The following is a 16,112-nucleotide window of genomic DNA, read 5'->3' as shown; positions in this document are numbered from 1 at the left end:
GACGTTGAAGTACCGGCGGGCGGCGGGGCGGGTGTCGGAGAAGCCGAACCCGTCGGTGCCGAGGGTGGTGTACGAGCCGGGGACCCACTGGCGGATCTGGTCGGCGACCGCGCGCATCCAGTCCGAGGCCGCCACGAACGGGCCGGCGGCGTCGGACAGGGCCTGCGTGACGTACGGCAGCGGGGCGTCGGTGCCGGGGTCGCGCAGGGCCTGGCGCTCCGATTCGATGCCGTCGCGGCGCAGTTCACCCCAGGAGGTGACCGACCACACGTCGGCGGCCACACCCCACTCGTCGGCGAGCAGCTGCTGGGCCCGCAGCCCCTCGGGCATGGTGACACCGGAGACCAGGATCTGCGCTCGAGGCGCGGAGCCTGCGGAGTGCCCGGTTGATGGCGCGGAGTCGCCGGATGCCTCGGACTTTTTGAACAGGTACATGCCCTTGAGCAGGCCCTCGACGTTCAGGTCGGCGGGTTCGGCGGGCTGGGAGTAGGGCTCGTTGTAGAGGGTGATGTAGTAGAAGATGTCCTCCCCACCGAACCCGTCGACCCCGTCGGTGCCGCCGTACATGCGGCGCAGCCCGTCCTTGACGATGTGCGCGATCTCGTAGGAGAACGCCGGGTCGTAGGCGACGGCGGCCGGGTTGGTCGAGGCCAGCAGCAGCGAGTGCCCGTCGGCGTGCTGCAGGCCTTCGCCGGTGAGGGTGGTGCGGCCGGCGGTGGCGCCGAGGACGAACCCGCGGGCCATCTGATCGGCCGCCGCCCACAGGCCGTCGCCGGTGCGCTGGAACCCGAACATCGAGTAGAAGATGTACAGCGGGATCATCGGCTCACCGTGGGTGGCATAGGAGGTGCCGACCGCGGTGAACGAGGCGGTCGAGCCGGCCTCGTTGATGCCCTCGTGCAGGATCTGCCCGATCTCCGATTCCTTGTACGCGAGCATCAGGTCCGCATCCACCGCGGTGTACAGCTGCCCGTTGCGGTTGTAGATCTTCAGCGAGGGGAACCAGGAGTCCATCCCGAAGGTGCGGGCCTCGTCCGGGATGATCGGCACGATCCGCTTGCCGATCTCCTTGTCCCGCAACAATTCCTTCATGATCCGCACCAACGCCATGGTGGTCGCGACCTGCTGCTTCCCGGAGCCCTTGCGGACCACGTCGTAGGTCGAGTCCGGCGGCATCGGCAACGGTGCCGGGCTGGTGCGGCGCTGCGGCAGGAACCCACCCAACGCCCGGCGCCGGTCGAGCATGTACTGGATTTCCGGGGCGTCCTTACCGGGGTGGTAGTACGGCGGCATCTTCGGGTCCTTCTCCAACTCGGCGTCGGAGATCGGGATCCGCTGCAGGTCCCGGAAATTCTTCAGATCATCGAGGGTCAGCTTCTTCATCTGGTGGGTGGCGTTGCGGCCCTCGAAGTGCTTGCCCAGGGTGTAGCCCTTGATGGTGTGCGCCAGGATCACCGTCGGCTGCCCCTTGTGCGCCATCGCCGCCGCGTACGCGGCGTAGATCTTGCGGTAGTCGTGGCCGCCGCGCTTGAGGTTCCAGATGTCCCGATCCGAGAGGTTCGCGACCAGTTCCTTCGTCCGCGGGTCCCGGCCGAAGAAGTGCTCCCGCACATACCCGCCGTCGTTGGCCTTGTACGTCTGGTAGTCACCGTCCGGGGTGACGTTCATCAGGTTGACCAGGGCGCCGTCCCGGTCCGCGTGCAACAACGCGTCCCACTCGCGGCCCCACACCACCTTGATCACGTTCCAGCCGGCGCCGCGGAAGAACGACTCCAACTCCTGGATGATCTTGCCGTTGCCGCGGACCGGGCCGTCGAGGCGCTGCAGGTTGCAGTTCACCACGAACGTCAGGTTGTCCAAACCTTCGGTGGCCGCCACGTGCGCCAGACCCCGGGATTCGGGTTCGTCCATCTCGCCGTCACCCAAAAACGCCCACACGTGCTGATCGGAGGTGTCCTTGATGCCGCGGTCGTGCAGGTAGTGGTTGAACCGGGCCTGGTAGATCGCGTTCATCGGGCCCAGGCCCATCGACACGGTCGGGAACTCCCAGAAATCGGGCAGCAGGCGGGGGTGCGGGTACGACGGCAACCCGCCGCCCTCGTCGGCGTGCGAGTGTTCCTGCCGGAACCCGTCCATCCGCTCCGCCGGGATCCGCCCCTCCAAGAACGCGCGGGCGTAGATGCCCGGCGAGGCGTGGCCCTGGATGAAGATCTGATCCCCACCACCGGGGTGGTCCTTGCCGCGGAAGAAGTGGTTGAACCCCACCTCGTACAGCGCCGCCGACGACGCATACGTCGAAATGTGGCCGCCGACGCCGACCCCCGGCCGCTGCGCGCGGGTCACCATCACCGCCGCGTTCCACCGGATGAACGCCCGATACCGGCGCTCGGTCTCCTCGTCCCCGGGGAACCACGGCTCGTTCTCCGTCGGGATGGTGTTCACATAATCGGTCGACGTCAACGCCGGCAACGCGACGTGCTTCTCCCCGGCCCGCTCGAGCATCCGCAACATCAGATACCGGGCACGGGTCGGTCCGGACCGGTCCAACAGTCCGTCGAACGATTCCAACCACTCCGTGGTCTCGTCCGGGTCGATATCCGGCAGATAAGACGCAACACCCTCACGGATGACGCGAACGCGGCCGTCGGAACCCGGGGTCGCACTGGGGTTGGAAGGTTGGGCCGCTCCGGCGCCGGGTGTGGCGGAATCCGGTTGAGACGCGGGTCCCTGGATCAGGTCTGACAACGTTGCTCCTCATTGTGGTGGGACGCGCGGTGTGGCGTCCTCTCCATGCGATCGCGGCCTTGTTAGGCCCGACCCATCTCCTTTATGAATATGGCGCGACCCTTATCTTTCACCATCGCGGCGCAGTCGGCACACTGTGTTCGGGTTACTCTCCGGTAGCGTTTGCGCAGATCCGGGGCCGAATGTTGAACTTGTCGATGTCGTCGAAAACATGGGGGAGACGAATGCGCACGTCGAGGCGCCGCTGGGGGCCGGCGAGTGCTGCCGTCGCGGCGATCGTCGGTGTGGGCGTCATCGCCGGATGCGGCGGCGCCATCGAGGGGACCGCGCAGCAGAACGATTCTCAGGCCGCCGAGTACGCCGCGGAGGCGACGTCCTCATCGGTGGCCGCGTCGTCCTCACAGAAGGCCGCAGCCGAGCGGGAGGCGCTCGTGGAACAGTGCACGATGTTCGTGAACCGTGCCGGCGACACCATCGACACCTACAACGCCTTCATCGACGCCGCCAACGCCGATGCCGCGGATACCGGCGCGAAGGCGAGCGCCGCGGCGGCGGCCCTTCGGGCGGCGGCCGACGGTGCGAACGCCGCCACACCCACGCTTCCTGCCGAGCTGACCGGATTGCTCACCGATTACGCGAACAACTATCGGGAACTCGCGGCCGCGGTCGACGGTGGGCAACGCGGCGACATTCTGAACACGCTCGCCAGCCGTGGAGACGAGCTCAGCGACTCGATTCGGGCAGCCTGCCCCACATCGTGACTCCCGCACCGTAGGCTCGGTCGATGACCACGCATCACTACTTTCTGAGAAAAATTCGCGTGGTCGGCTTGCGCGAAAGCGTTCGAGCATGTTCGCTTTCACCTAATTGATCTTCATCCGGCAGGTGTTCGGGTATCCGAGCACCGTCAACAAAAGGAGGACCCCACCGTGGTCGCCGCGGCGGACGCCCAAAACTACGCTCAGAAACTCGGGATCACTGCCGACATGGCGGTACAGGAACTGGGCTGGGACGAGGACACCGACGACGACCTGCGTGCCGCGGTCGAGGACACCATCGGTGGAGAACTGCTCGACGAGGATTCCGACGAGGTGATCGACGTCGTGCTGCTGTGGTGGCGCGACGAAGACGGAGACCTCGTCGACGCCCTCATGGATGCCATCGGCCCCCTGGCCGACGAGGGATTCGTGTGGGTCCTCACCCCCAAGACCGGTCAGCCCGGTCACGTCGAGCCCAGCGAGATCGCCGAGTCCGCACCTACAGCCGGTCTCACCCAGACGTCGGCGGCAAACCTCGGGGACTGGTCGGGAAGCCGTCTGGTTCAGCCGAAGTCGCGTCCCGCGAACAAGCGCTGAACAGCCTCACCTTTTCGTTCACTCACCTAAGGATCACGTCATGCCGCTCGAGGTGGGCACCACCGCCCCCGATTTCACCCTCAAGGATCAGAACAATCAGGAAGTGACGCTTTCCGATTACCGCGGAAAGAAGAACGTCCTGCTCGTGTTCTACCCCCTCGCTTTCACCGGAACGTGTCAGGGTGAACTCTGCAAGGTTCGCGACGAACTGCCGAAGTTCGAGAACGACGAGACTGCGATTCTCGCGCTGTCCGTCGGTGCGTCGCCGACACACAAGATCTGGTCCGCCGAGCAGGGATACACCTTCCCGCTGCTCGCCGACTTCTGGCCGCACGGTGCGGTCGCGCAGCAGTACGGCGTCTTCAACGAGAAGCTGGGCTTCGCGAACCGCGGCACCTTCGTCATCGACAAGGAAGGCGTCATCCGGTTCGCCGAGATGAACGGGCCCGGAGAGGCCCGTGACCAGGGAGCTTGGGAGAAGGCGCTCGCCACGCTAGAGTCCTGATGCGCATCCGGCGAGGTTCTCGCCGGATGTTCGGGCGTGTAGCTCAGTGGTAGAGCTCTGGTTTTACACACCAGCGGTCGGGGGTTCGAAACCCTCCGCGCCCACCGTCAGGCAAAGCCCCGATCTGCGTTTCCGCGCGGGTCGGGGCTTTCTCGATGCCGGTGTTCGCGCCGCTGCCGCGTTCGGCTGCCGCTCACCTCGTCTCACTCCTCGGTGAGTTCCATGAGCTGTTCGGCGGCGGTGATGTTGCCGTTGTCGGCGAGGCGGCGAAGTTCGTTCATGTCGCCGAGTTCGGTGGCGACTTCGATGAGCTGGTCGGCCGCGTCGGAGCTGCCGTTGTCGGCGAGGCGCCGGAGCTCGTCCATGTCACCCCGCTCGCCGGCGAGCTCGATCAGGATGTCCACCGCTGTGGCGTCACCGTTCTCGGCGCGCTCGCGCAGGACGGACAGGTCGGATTCAGTCATGATGTACTTCCTCTTCTCGCTCGAGTTTCCTCGTGTGCCGATCCCGGAGCGCGTCGCGATGCGTGTGCCACTCGTCCAGCAGGGCGGGGAGTCGCTCGCTGAGGAAGTCGGCCAGCGCGACCATTTCCTCGAGTGGGGCGCGGCGTTCGGGTGGAGCGTCGGCCAGTAACGCCAATCCCTCCCGGAACAGCGCCGCATGCTCCCGGTGCAGGGCGGAATCGAAGTTCTGCGGTTGTTGACTCGCCGGGTCCAGGCTCACCCGGTCCACCCGCTCGCCGGCCACGCGGGTTCGCCGCGCCATCCGATAGCCCTCGAGCAGCTTGACCGCCCCGGTGATGGCGCTACGGCTCGCCAGCAGCGCCTCGCCCAGTTCGTCGATCGTCTGTTGCGGCGGATCGCAGACGAACAGGTATCCCAGCAGCCGTCCCGCCATCGGCGGGAATCCGTACTGGCGCGCGTAGAAGCGGCCGACATGGTCGGCGAAGATCAGCTGTGTGTCGGACGGCACAGTATCGAAGATAGCAGTTCTGACTGAAATGACACAGATTTGTGTCATTTCAGTTCGGCTGCGGTGCTGTGACCGGTTTCGTGAAGTTAACCTGTTCATCGCCCGGAGCTCCGCCTGCAGTGGCATATTCCAGACATGCCCAGGTACAAGGTGACGCTGCGGAACGGCACGTCGAGCGACAAGACCTTCGAATCAGACTTCCAGGCCGTCAACGAGACGCACCGGCCCACCGAATCCGGGGCGGGCATCGTGAAGATCGACCGCTACGAGGAGGACGGGGAAGTGACCGGCGTCTGGTCCGCGCCGGCCACGAGCCGCACGTCCCGCACGTAGCCCGTCAGGTCGCGTCGCGCGAGATCGCGGAGCCGCGGCGATCGAGTTCGGCCTCGAATGCCGTGATCCGGCTGGTGACTCCGCGGACCGTTTCGCAGCCGTAGTCGTTCGCGATCGACTCCCCGAGCAGGGCTCGGTGCTCATCCAGCTGGGCGAGCAGTTCGTCGTCGCCGAGCTTCGTCAGGTCGCTGCACACCTCTCGATCGTCCCAGGCGCAGTCGGCGAAACCAATGCCTCACACGAATTTCCACCGGACGCGCAGAACCCCGCCGGGCCACGTGGGTGTGTTGAGTCAGCACCGAAGATGTGAGCAGGGCGGGGCCGTGCGCCGCCCCTGAATGGGGGGAACGAGGCGGCATTTACCATGGTAGGCGCAGGAAAGGGCGCTTGGCGAGATACTCAGCAGAGTTTCAGGAATCCGACATTCCGACCGGAACGGGTGCGTCGTTCGCAGCTGCCGACGGATTGGTGAGACGCACACGCTATTGCGCGGGTTTCCGGCGAATCGGTGCGCAATTGTCCCCTCCGCTAGCGCGCGCGAGTGCCCGGACCCACGGTGTCGTAGGCCTCGGCGAGGAGCGCGGCCAGAGTGTCGTCGAGCTGATCGTCGGACGTGATCGTCAATCGGTGCGTGATCACCGTCTTCGTGGTGGGAAACGCTTCGCGCAACTGGGGGTGATGGACGCGCCTGCGCAGGTCGAGGGCGATCTCGAGCCGCGACGAATAGATGAACGCGGCAGCGAAGACGCGGGCACGGGCCCACGCGATCTCGGTCCGGTGGACCCGCTCGTCCACCTCGCCGCACGCGAGTACGAGGTCACGGAACTGCAGTAGGCGCTCGGTGGCGTCCGGGTCCTTGCCTGCCAGGTACTCGTCGATCGCGGCACTCATGGGACGCTCCTTTACATCGCCTGCAACGTTAGTTGATACAAATATCGGCGTGCATCGAACCTCCCGTCCCGCGACAGCGCGTGCTGCCGGCCTGCTGCTCGGCTTCGCCGCCGACCGTGTGTTCTCCGATCCCGTCCGGTGGCATCCCGTGGCCGGATTCGGCCGCACGGCAATGGCATTGGAGAAGGCGACGTACCGTGACTCCCGGTCGGCCGGGATCCTGCACGTGGCCGTCCTCGTCGGCGGAGCGGCGGGGCTGGGGGTCGCCGCGACGCGGGCGGCGCGGCGCGGGGGATGGGCAGGCGAGGCGGCCGGAACGGCCGTCGCGACGTGGGCCGTGCTCGGCGGGACGTCGCTGGGACGGACCGGATCGAGCATGGCCGCACACCTGGAGGCGGACGATCTTGCCGCCGCGCGCGCCCTGCTGCCGTCGCTGTGCGGTCGCGACCCCAGCGTGCTCGGCGTCGACGGGCTCACGCGGGCGACGCTGGAGTCGGTGGCCGAGAACACGTCCGACTCGGCGGTTGGGGCATTCGTGTGGGGCGCGGTGGCAGGCATCCCCGGACTGTTCGTCTACCGGGCGTCCAACACGCTGGACGCGATGGTCGGGTACCGCTCGCCGAAGTACCGCAACTTCGGCTGGGCGGCGGCGCGGTGGGACGACGTCCTCAACCTGCTGCCCGCCCGCCTGACGGGTGCGCTGACCGTCGCGGCTGCACCGACGGTCGGCGGGTCGCCGAACGAGGCGTGGGAGGCGTGGCGACGCGACGCGTCCCAGCATCCCAGCCCCAACGCGGGTGTCGCGGAGGCCAGCGCGGCGGGCGCACTCGGGATCTCGCTGGGCGGGCGCACCGAGTACGCGCACGGCGTCGAGATGCGACCCGTCCTCGGCTCCGGGGCGTCGCCCCGGCCCGTCGACCTCGACCGTGCGGTGAAGCTGTCCGCCGCGGTGCAGGGCGGCGCGGCGCTGGTGTCAGCGGCCCTTGCCGTAGCGGTCGGCCAGCTTCGCTTCCGCCGCCGTCCGAGGCGCTGATTCCACCGGCTTGCTTCGGGTGAACGGCTTCTTCCGGGCCACGGGTGCGGGAGCCGGAGCGGAGTCCTCGGAGGTCTTCGCGGACTTCTCCTTGCGGCGCTCGCGCCACTCCGCGCGGATGAAGTAGGCCAGACCGAGCGGGGCCATGATGCCGAACGCCAGCCACTGCAAGCCGTACGACAGGTACGGGCCCGCGTCGAGTTGCGGGAGCGGGATGGTCCCGAGGCCGCCGGGCTGATCGGGTTCGAGTTGCACGTACGCGTCGACGAGATCGGTGCCGATGAAACCGCCGATCTGACCCGCGTCGATGTAGTACACCTGGCGGAGCCCGTTCTCGTCGATCGGCTCCTTGCCTGCGATGGTGCCCTCCGACTTGCGGACGCGACCGTCGAGCGTCACCTGCCCGGCCGGTGGCGGATCCACCGGCGGCGGCTCGGTTCCCTGGACCGGTCGGACGTAGCCGCGGTTGACCAGGACCGTGCGACCGTCCGTCAGTTGCAGCGGGGTCAGGACCTCGTAGGCGGGCTGCGATTCGATGGACCGCAACCGGACCAGCAGATCACTGTTCTGGACGTAGGAGCCGGTCGTGGTGACGCGGCGCCACTCGTCGTCCGGATTCGGGGCCGAGCCGGACAGCAGGGTCTCCAGCGGAACGGGGTCGGCGTCGACCGAGTCGGCGATCAGCTGGTTCCGGTGCTCCGTCGACGTGTTCTTGCCGAGCTGCCACGGCGCGAGCACGTAGAAACACATGAATGCGAATCCGGCGACCACCAAGGCCAACACCAACCAGCCGGGTCGCAACAGAAATCTCAGCCTTCGCACGCCTCCACGGTAGCCGCTCGCAGGTGGGGACCCTGATCGTGGGTTACCGGCTGCGCACCCAGTCGAGCAGCCCGGGCACCGCGGCCTCGATCTGCAGACGGACTCGTTCGAAGTCCTCGAGGTCGCCGTAGAAGGGGTCGGGGACGGACGACGTGTCCGCATCCGGGTCGAAACTGCGCAGCAACCGGCGGCGCTCGTCGGGCACCCCCATGTGGGCAAGCTCACGGTCGTGGTTGGCCGCCAGTGCGACCACCAGATCGGCGCCGAGATGGAACGGCCCGACCTCCGCGGCCGTGTGGCCCGTCGGGTACCCGTTCAGCTTCAGGGTCTCGTTGGTGCGGATGTCGGCCTCGCGGCCGACGTGCCAGCCGTGGGTCCCGGCGCTGCTCACCGTCACCCGGTCGTCGAGGGCTTCCCGGCGGAGGTGCTCGGCGAAGATCTTCTCGGCCATCGGGGAGCGGCAGATGTTTCCGGTGCACACGAACGTCACGTGCAACGGGGTGTCAGGCAGCGGCATCGAGCATCTTCCCGAGGTGGGCGACGGTCTGCGCCGTCGTGTGCGCGCGCTCGGCCTCGGCGGGGAAACCGTAGCCCCACTCGACGAACACAGCGGGGATGCCCCAGTGCGCGGCACCGAGGACGTCGTGGTCACGGTCGCCGACCATCAGGACGTCGGGGGTGGCGCCCTCGGTGGCGGTGACTCCGAGGTTCCGGAGGGAGTGTGCGATCACGTCCGACTTGGCGCGCCGACTGCCGTCGTCGCTGGCGCCGCCGATGAACTCGAAGTAGTGGGCCAGTTGGAAGTGTTCGAGGATGCGGATCGCGAACCGCTCGGACTTCGACGTGGCGACGGCGAGCCTCCTGCCGCTGTCGCGGGCGTCGACGAGGACCTTCTCGATGCCGTCGAAGACGGCGTTCTCCGCCCATCCCACGCTGTCGTAGCGCTCGAAGTAGGCCGCGATCGCCTGCTGCACGACGTCTTCGTCCAGCGCCATCGACCGGAACGTGTCGATCATCGGCGGGCCGATGACGGCGTCGATCATCTCGTCGGTCGGTTCCGGCTGTCCGATCGTCGCGAGCGCATGACGGAACCCGGCGTGAATGCCGGGCGCGGAGTCGGTGAGCGTGCCGTCGAGGTCGAACAGCACGATCGGCGCCGACAGGGCAGAAGGGGCGGAGGACGGGGAGGCGGAGAGAGATGTCACCGGACCATTGTCCCTTAGGCTCGACAGCTGTGGACATTCGTGCCGGTAGCCGGGAGAGCCTGCGTCACCACGGAGACGTGGATGCGGGGCCCGGTCTCCTCGATTTCGCCGTGAACGTGCAGGGCGACGGGCCCCCCGAATGGCTGCGACTGCGCCTCGCGGATGCGTTGGCGCGCCTGGGCTCCTATCCCACCGTCGCGGCCGATCGCGCAGCCCGGGCCGCCGTGGCCTCCCGGCACGGCCGCTCGCCCGACGAGGTGCTGCTCCTCTCGGGTGGGGCCGAGGGCTTCTCCCTGCTCCCGCGACTCGGGGTCCGGGAGGCGGCACTGATCCATCCCTCGTTCACGGAACCGGAGTGGGCGCTGCGGGAGGCGAACGTGCCCGTCACACAGGTGCTGCTCGACGCTCCGTACGTTCTGGACGCCGCCTCGGTCCCCGAATCCGCCGACCTGGTGGTGATCGGCAACCCGACCAATCCGACGTCGGTGCTGCACCCGGCGGAGGAGATCCTGGGGCTGCGCCGCCCCGGCCGGATCGTCGTGGTCGACGAGGCGTTCGCCGATGCGGTGCCGGGCGAGGTCGAGTCGCTCGCCGGTCGTTCGCTGCCCGACGTGCTCGTGCTGCGCAGCCTCACCAAGACGTGGGCACTGGCCGGACTGCGCTGCGGGTACGCGCTCGGCTCCCCGGAGATCCTCGAACGCCTGCAGGTGGGGCGGGCGCACTGGCCACTGGGAAGCCTGCAAGTGGAGGCGATCGCCGCATGCAGTGAACCGGACGCTGTCGCCGCCGCCCGGGAGCACGCCGGTGTGCTGGGTGCGTGGCGGGACTACATGATCCGTCGGCTGAGCGAGATCGGCGTCGCGGTGCACCAGCCCGCCGTCGCACCGTTCCTGCTGCTCCGACTGCCGGACGGCGAACTCGCGCGGAAGCAACTGCGCGAGCGGGGCATCGCCGTGCGGCGGTGCGACACGTTCCCCGGGCTCGGTCCCGACTTCCTCCGGGTCGCGGTGCGGCCCCGCGAGCAGGCCGATGTCCTGATCGACGCGATGAAGGAGATCCTGTGAACCCCGTGCGTCTCGCCGACGTGATCGCGACCCTGGATGCGGCGTACCCGCCCGCCCTCGCGGAATCGTGGGACTCCGTCGGCCTCGTGTGCGGCGACCCCGACGACACGGTGGCGACGGTGGCGATCGCGGTCGATCCGACCGCCGCGGTGGTCGACGAGACGATCGACGCCGGCGCCGACCTTCTCCTCGTCCACCACCCGCTGCTGCTGCGCGGCGTCGACACCGTCGGCGCCCACACGCCGAAGGGCGCACTCGTCCACAAGCTGATCAAGGCCGGATGCGCCCTGTTCACCGCACACACCAACGCCGACTCCGCTGACCCCGGCGTCTCCGACGCCCTGGCCGCGGCGCTCGGACTCACCGTCACCGGACCGATCGACCCGCACCCCACCGACAACCTGGACAAGTGGGTCGTCCTGGTCCCGGCAGCCGACGCCGACACGGTGCGCCGCGCCCTGTTCGACGCGGGCGCCGGGCACATCGGCAACTACCGCGACTGCAGCTGGTCCGTCACCGGGCAGGGCCAGTTCCTTCCGACCGACGGCGCGAACCCCACCCTCGGCGCGGTCGGTGCGCTCGAACGTGTCGAGGAGAGCCGGGTGGAGGTGATCGCTCCGCGCGGCATCCGGCAGAAGGTGCTCGCCGCGATGCGCGCCGCCCACCCGTACGAGGAGGTCGCGTTCGACGTGTTCGAGATGGCGACGTTCCCCGGACCCCGCGGACTCGGGCGGGTCGGGGAGCTCCCCGAGCCGCTGTCGCTGCGCGACTTCACCGACCGGGTGGCGGACGCGCTGCCCGCCACGACGTGGGGCGTGCGGGCAGCGGGCGACCCCGAAGCCACGATCCGCACCGTCGCGGTGTGCGGCGGCTCCGGAGACTCGTACCTCGACGCCGTCTCCCGGCTCGGCGTGGACGCCTACGTCACCGCCGATCTGCGACACCACCCGGCGGACGAGCACCTGCGCGCCGGGGGTCCGGCCCTGATCGACGTCGCGCACTGGGCGAGCGAGCAGCCGTGGTGTGACCAGGCCAAGGGCGTCCTCGACACCGCGTTCGGCCAGACACCGAACTGGCAGGTTCGGGTGTCGGCCGTACGGACCGATCCGTGGTCGGTCAGCGCGTCGCCGTCGTAGCGCCGTCCGGCCGAAACCCGTGATCCGCCGGGGTACGGTTGACACCCAGCAATCTGCACACAAGAACCCTTCACAGAAGACAGCAGGAGTTACCACGCGTGAACGTCGAACCACAGGTGCAGTCCAAGCTTCTCGACCTCGCCGGCGTCGATGCGGAGCTGTCGAGGATCGCCCACCGACGCACCGCGCTTCCGGAGCGTCAGGAAGTCGAGCGGCTCGAGGCGGAGCGCGTCACCCGTAAGGACGCGGCCGTGGCCGTCGAAATCGTCCTCGACGATCTCGACCGCGACATCCGCAAGCTCGAAGGTGAGGTCGACGCCGTCCGTCAGCGCGAGGACCGCGACCGCACCCTGCTCCAGAGCGGAACGGTCGGATCGAAGCAGCTCACCGAACTCGAACACGAACTCGGCAGCCTCGTCCGCCGTCAGGGCCTCCTCGAGGACGAACTGCTCGAGGTCATGGAACGGCGCGAGGCGTCGCAGTCCGACCACGACCACGCCGGTGCGCAGTTGTCGCAGATCGAGGAAGACCTCATCGACGCCGCCCGCCGCCGGGACGACGCCGTGGCGGATCTGGACGCCGCCGAGCAGCGCTGCATCCGCGACCGCACGGCGCTGGCCGACCAGTTCCCCGCCGACCTGATCGCCGTCTACGAGAAGCAGCGCAGCCAGAACGGTGTCGGAGCGGCGCTGCTGCAGGCCCGGCGCTGCGGAGCGTGCCGCATCGAACTCGACCGCGGCGAGATCTCCCGCATCACCGCCACCGCACCCGACGTCGTCGTGCGCTGCTCGGAATGCGGCGCGATCCTGGTGCGCACGAAGGAGTCGGGTCTGTGAGTGCCGGTCGGGTCGTCGTCGAGGCCGACGGTGGTTCGCGCGGCAATCCCGGACCCGCCGGCTACGGCGCCGTGGTGTTCGACGCCACCCACGGCTCCGTTCTCGCGGAGCGCAAGGAGAGCCTCGGGATCGCCACCAACAACGTCGCCGAGTACCGGGGCCTGATCGCCGGTCTCGATGCCGCCGCCGAACTCGGCGCGTCCGAGGTGGACGTGCGGATGGACTCCAAACTGGTGGTCGAGCAGATGTCCGGGCGCTGGAAGGTGAAGCACCCGGACATGATTCCGCTGCAGCGCCAGGCGTCCACACTCGCCCGGCAGTTCGATTCTGTGACGTACACCTGGATTCCGCGGGCGGAGAACGCGCACGCCGACCGCCTCGCCAACGAAGCCATGGACGGCGCCGCCGGCAATTCCGACGCCGAACCGGAACCGGCCGCGGTCCAGTCGGAGAAGGCCACCCCCGCGGCACCGGGCTGGATGGACACAACGGGCGCCCCGACCCGGATGCTGCTGCTCCGGCACGGGCAGACCGCGCTGTCCGTCGACCGGCGGTACTCGGGTCGCGGGAACCCGGCCCTCACCGAGATCGGGCAGGCCCAGGCGAACGGCGCGGCCGCCCGCTTCGCAGGCAACAACGGAATCGCGGCCGTGGTGTCGTCCCCGCTGGGACGCGCGCAGCAGACCGCGGCGGCGGCGGCGAAGGTGCTCGGACTCCCGGTCACCGTGCACGAGGGCCTCACCGAAACCGACTTCGGCGAGTGGGAGGGCCTCACGTTCCGGGAAGCCGCCGACCGCGACCCCGAACTGCACCGCAAGTGGTTGTCGGACACGTCGGTGTGCCCGCCCGCGGGGGAGAGCTTCGACGAGGTGCGGGAGCGCATCCTGAAGGTCCGCGACGACCTCACCGCCTCCTATGCCGGCTCCACGATCCTTGTGGTCACCCACGTGACCCCCATCAAGACCCTGTTGCAGTTGGCGCTCGACGCAGGACCGTCCCTGCTGTACAAGCTGCATCTGGATCTGGCCTCGCTGAGCATCGCCGAGTTCTATCCCGACGGCGGCTCGTCCGTCCGCCTGGTCAACGACACCTCCCACCTGTGAGTACTTGTCAACGGCCCAGAGGGCAACGACTGCGGCGAGCAGGGTCAACGGCGTGGTCACCAGCGCGAGAATCGTGAACGTCCGGAGATCTGCGGGAGATCCGGCGCGCGCGGCGACGCGCCGCCACAGCATGATCGCCAGCGACCCCACGTACGTGAGGTTGGGGCCGAGGTTCACACCGAGCAGCATCGCCAGCACGAGTGCCGTCGGAGCGTGCGGTCCGAGCGCTGCCAGCAGGAGCAGCGTGGCGGGGAGGTTGTTCACCAGGTTCGCGGCGACCGCGGCGACGACGGCCATCGTGAGCAGTGCCGTGAACGACGTGTCGGCCGGCAGCCGTGTGGCGATCCATTCGCCGATCGGACCGTTCGCGACCCCGGCCACGACGACGCCGAGGATCAGGACGAACCCGCAGAACCACACGTCGATCGAATACACGATCCGGCCCAGGCTGGTCCGGCCGTCGCGCAGGGCGACGACGCCCAGCACGATCGCCCCCGCCGCGGCCACCCACGCCGGTGCGACCCCGACGAAGCCGGACACCGCGAACCCCAGGAGTGTGGCCGCGATGATCGACAGTGCGACTACCGGCGCCGGCGGGTCACGTTTCGGCTCCGGCTCGGCTTCGGGCCGGACGAGGTGACGCCGGAAGAACACGCGGAACAGGACCAGTTCGACGACGATCGCCACGGCCCACGGCAGCGCCATCACGGCGGTGAAATGCAGGAAGGTCAACCCGGTCGCCGAGAACGCGATGAGGTTCGTCAGGTTGGAGACGGGCAGCAGGGTCGACGCAGTGTTCGACAGGTGCGCGGTGGCATACGAATGGGGGCGCGGATCCATCCGCAGCGAGCGGGCCGTGGCTATCACCGCCGGTGTCAGCAGGACCACCGTGGCATCGAGACTCAGCACCGCGGTGGTCAGCGCCGCCGCCCCGAACACGAGGGTCAGCAACCTCTTCGGATCCCCCCGCGCCCCGCGCCGCAACCGGCCCGCGATCCAGGTGAACACCCCCATGGCGTCCGCCAGGTGCGCAAGGACGAGGATCGCCGCCAGGAACCCGACGGTCGGGGCCATCTCCGACACCTCGTCCCAGGCCTCCGACGGCGTCACCAGACCGGTGGCGAGGACGACGACCGCGGCCGGTGCGGCCGCGACGATCTCGGGCAGCCTGCGTGGACGCACGACCGCGAAGACGAGGACTCCGGCTACGAGCGCCACCGCCAGAACTGTCACCGACGGGTCACTTCAGGAGTTTGTGGAGGGTGCGCAGATTCCGGGTCGTGGTGAACGCCTTGAGCTTGGGGGCGCCGGTGCTCTTGCCGAACCTGCTCTTGAGCGTCATACCCCGTTCGACTTCCCAGTACAGGACGCCGGCGCCGGCCTGCACTCGTTCGACCTCCGGATCCAGCTCGTCCCGGATGCTCAGAAGTGTGTCCAGGACCTCGGGTTCGGGCGTCACCAGCACGTACGGGTGCCAGCCTTCTCGCTCGGGGTCGAACGGGTAGTCGTCGACGATCTTCCGGACCGTGTCGAGGTCGAGGACGAAAACCCAGGCTTCGTAGTGGAATTCGGCACGCAGCCCGGATTCGATCTCACTCTTCAGTGCGGGGACGTCGTCACGGTCGGAATCGAACAGCACGTTGCCCGACGCGAGAACGGTCTTCACGTTCTCGAATCCCAGATCGGCGAAGGTGTTGCGGAGGTCGGCCATCTTGATGTTGATGCCGCCCACATTGATACCGCGCAGGAGGGCGGCGTATCGGGTCATGAACAGACCATAGTGCGGCGGCATGACACGTTCGCGCGAACTGTAGGCTGATCGGGCGGACGAGTTGGCCGGGCGACCGCGGCACAGGGAACCAGCACATCAGTGCACAGGCCCTGAGTCGAGGAAAGTCCGGACTCCACAGAGCAGGGCGGTTGTTAACGGCAACCCGAGGTGACTCGCGGGACAGTGCCACAGAAAACAGACCGCCGACGCCACATCCTCCGGGGTGAGGCGTCGGTCAGGGTGAAACGGTGCGGTAAGAGCGCACCAGCACCCCGGGTGACCGGGGTGGCTAGGTAAACCCCGCCCGGAGCAAGGTTGAAGGCCGCACCGGATCCTCCGGG

18 protein-coding genes, 1 tRNA gene, 1 other RNA gene and 1 pseudogene are annotated in these 16,112 nt (G+C 68.4%); 11 read left to right on the top strand and 10 right to left on the bottom strand.

From position 1 onward, the window contains the following. On the bottom strand, positions 1–2,745 hold a 2,745-nt coding region (aceE, locus tag AZG88_RS23360; RefSeq protein WP_061699355.1), incomplete at its 3' end, for a pyruvate dehydrogenase (acetyl-transferring), homodimeric type. A gap of 224 nt (positions 2,746–2,969) precedes the next feature. Here aceE and AZG88_RS23355 point away from each other — a divergent pair. From AZG88_RS23355 to AZG88_RS23340, 4 genes are all read left to right on the top strand, one after another. Further along, a complete protein-coding gene (locus AZG88_RS23355) occupies positions 2,970–3,506 on the top strand; it encodes a hypothetical protein (RefSeq protein ID WP_061044164.1) in 537 nt (178 codons plus the stop codon). A 168-nt stretch (positions 3,507–3,674) separates the two neighbouring features. After that, a complete protein-coding gene (locus tag AZG88_RS23350; RefSeq protein WP_005247829.1) occupies positions 3,675–4,100 on the top strand; it encodes a DUF3052 domain-containing protein in 426 nt (141 codons plus the stop codon). A gap of 40 nt (positions 4,101–4,140) precedes the next feature. Then, positions 4,141–4,605, top strand: a complete 465-nt coding sequence (locus AZG88_RS23345) for a peroxiredoxin (protein ID WP_005247827.1) — start codon at positions 4,141–4,143, stop codon at positions 4,603–4,605. A gap of 32 nt (positions 4,606–4,637) precedes the next feature. Beyond that, a tRNA-Val gene (locus AZG88_RS23340) sits at positions 4,638–4,709 on the top strand. 99 nt (positions 4,710–4,808) lie between these two features. On the opposite strand, the gene AZG88_RS23335 is transcribed toward AZG88_RS23340, so the two are convergent. After that, positions 4,809–5,069, bottom strand: coding sequence for a hypothetical protein (locus AZG88_RS23335; RefSeq protein ID WP_005247825.1), 261 nt, complete (start codon positions 5,067–5,069; stop codon positions 4,809–4,811). Continuing rightward, positions 5,062–5,577, bottom strand: coding sequence for a GbsR/MarR family transcriptional regulator (locus AZG88_RS23330; RefSeq protein ID WP_005247823.1), 516 nt, complete (start codon positions 5,575–5,577; stop codon positions 5,062–5,064). Before AZG88_RS23330 ends, AZG88_RS23335 begins: the two co-directional genes overlap by 8 nt. Positions 5,578–5,712: 135 nt before the next feature. Between AZG88_RS23330 and AZG88_RS23325 the strand changes: the two genes are divergently transcribed. Then, positions 5,713–5,910, top strand: coding sequence for a hypothetical protein (locus AZG88_RS23325; RefSeq protein ID WP_005567696.1), 198 nt, complete (start codon positions 5,713–5,715; stop codon positions 5,908–5,910). 4 nt (positions 5,911–5,914) lie between these two features. Here the strand turns inward: AZG88_RS23325 and AZG88_RS23320 are convergent, their stop codons facing one another. Both AZG88_RS23320 and AZG88_RS23315 read right to left on the bottom strand, forming a co-directional pair. After that, a complete protein-coding gene (locus AZG88_RS23320; protein ID WP_005247820.1) occupies positions 5,915–6,106 on the bottom strand; it encodes a hypothetical protein in 192 nt (63 codons plus the stop codon). A 332-nt stretch (positions 6,107–6,438) separates the two neighbouring features. Next, the gene (locus AZG88_RS23315) at positions 6,439–6,801 is read right to left on the bottom strand and encodes a DUF5655 domain-containing protein (protein ID WP_005247817.1); all 363 of its coding nucleotides are present in this window, start codon (positions 6,799–6,801) and stop codon (positions 6,439–6,441) included. A gap of 49 nt (positions 6,802–6,850) precedes the next feature. Here AZG88_RS23315 and AZG88_RS23310 point away from each other — a divergent pair, with 49 nt between their 5' ends. Continuing rightward, positions 6,851–7,834 (top strand): cobalamin biosynthesis protein, encoded by a 984-nt coding sequence (locus AZG88_RS23310; protein WP_082833447.1) that lies wholly within the window; start codon positions 6,851–6,853, stop codon positions 7,832–7,834. On the opposite strand, the gene AZG88_RS23305 is transcribed toward AZG88_RS23310, so the two are convergent. Genes AZG88_RS23305 through AZG88_RS23295 form a run of 3 tightly spaced genes read right to left on the bottom strand, consistent with a single transcriptional unit; the run spans position 7,775 to position 9,861 of the window. Further along, on the bottom strand, positions 7,775–8,656 hold the full coding sequence (locus AZG88_RS23305) for an SURF1 family cytochrome oxidase biogenesis protein (RefSeq protein WP_025432908.1): 882 nt from the start codon (positions 8,654–8,656) through the stop codon (positions 7,775–7,777). The genes AZG88_RS23310 and AZG88_RS23305 overlap by 60 nt on opposite strands. 43 nt (positions 8,657–8,699) lie before the next feature. Continuing rightward, the gene (locus AZG88_RS23300) at positions 8,700–9,173 is read right to left on the bottom strand and encodes a low molecular weight protein-tyrosine-phosphatase (RefSeq protein WP_005247810.1); all 474 of its coding nucleotides are present in this window, start codon (positions 9,171–9,173) and stop codon (positions 8,700–8,702) included. Further along, positions 9,160–9,861 carry an HAD-IA family hydrolase gene (locus tag AZG88_RS23295; RefSeq protein WP_061699353.1) on the bottom strand — a complete coding sequence of 234 codons (702 nt, stop codon included), beginning with the start codon at positions 9,859–9,861 and terminating at the stop codon, positions 9,160–9,162. Before AZG88_RS23295 ends, AZG88_RS23300 begins: the two co-directional genes overlap by 14 nt. 29 nt (positions 9,862–9,890) lie before the next feature. On the opposite strand from AZG88_RS23295, the gene cobC reads away from it, so the two are divergent. The 4 genes from cobC to AZG88_RS23275 all read left to right on the top strand — a co-directional run bounded on the left by cobC (position 9,891) and on the right by AZG88_RS23275 (position 14,000). Beyond that, the gene (cobC, locus tag AZG88_RS23290; protein WP_061699352.1) at positions 9,891–10,925 is read left to right on the top strand and encodes an Rv2231c family pyridoxal phosphate-dependent protein CobC; all 1,035 of its coding nucleotides are present in this window, start codon (positions 9,891–9,893) and stop codon (positions 10,923–10,925) included. Then, positions 10,922–12,061 carry a Nif3-like dinuclear metal center hexameric protein gene (locus tag AZG88_RS23285; protein ID WP_025432905.1) on the top strand — a complete coding sequence of 380 codons (1,140 nt, stop codon included), beginning with the start codon at positions 10,922–10,924 and terminating at the stop codon, positions 12,059–12,061. Before cobC ends, AZG88_RS23285 begins: the two co-directional genes overlap by 4 nt. A gap of 98 nt (positions 12,062–12,159) precedes the next feature. Then, positions 12,160–12,897, top strand: coding sequence for a zinc ribbon domain-containing protein (locus AZG88_RS23280; protein WP_005254270.1), 738 nt, complete (start codon positions 12,160–12,162; stop codon positions 12,895–12,897). Continuing rightward, positions 12,894–14,000: a bifunctional RNase H/acid phosphatase gene (locus AZG88_RS23275; protein ID WP_005247800.1), complete on the top strand. Its 1,107-nt coding sequence runs from the start codon at positions 12,894–12,896 to the stop codon at positions 13,998–14,000. The genes AZG88_RS23280 and AZG88_RS23275 overlap by 4 nt, the downstream gene beginning before the upstream one ends. A 6-nt stretch (positions 14,001–14,006) precedes the next feature. Here AZG88_RS23275 and AZG88_RS50370 read toward each other — a convergent pair. Both AZG88_RS50370 and AZG88_RS23265 read right to left on the bottom strand, forming a co-directional pair. Then, positions 14,007–15,233, bottom strand: a pseudogene (locus AZG88_RS50370) (SLC13 family permease); the annotation flags it as partial. A 7-nt stretch (positions 15,234–15,240) separates the two neighbouring features. Next, complete coding sequence (locus tag AZG88_RS23265; RefSeq protein ID WP_025432903.1) at positions 15,241–15,768, bottom strand: DUF1697 domain-containing protein; 528 nt, start codon at positions 15,766–15,768, stop codon at positions 15,241–15,243. Positions 15,769–15,828: 60 nt separating this feature from the next. On the opposite strand from AZG88_RS23265, the gene rnpB reads away from it, so the two are divergent. Then, positions 15,829–16,112, top strand: an RNA gene (gene rnpB, locus AZG88_RS23260) — RNase P RNA component class A; the annotation flags it as partial.

This window comes from Rhodococcus sp. LB1 (genome assembly GCF_001583455.1).
GTDB lineage: Bacteria > Actinomycetota > Actinomycetes > Mycobacteriales > Mycobacteriaceae > Rhodococcus_F > Rhodococcus_F opacus.
This window is presented reverse-complemented; position numbering and strand designations above follow the sequence as displayed.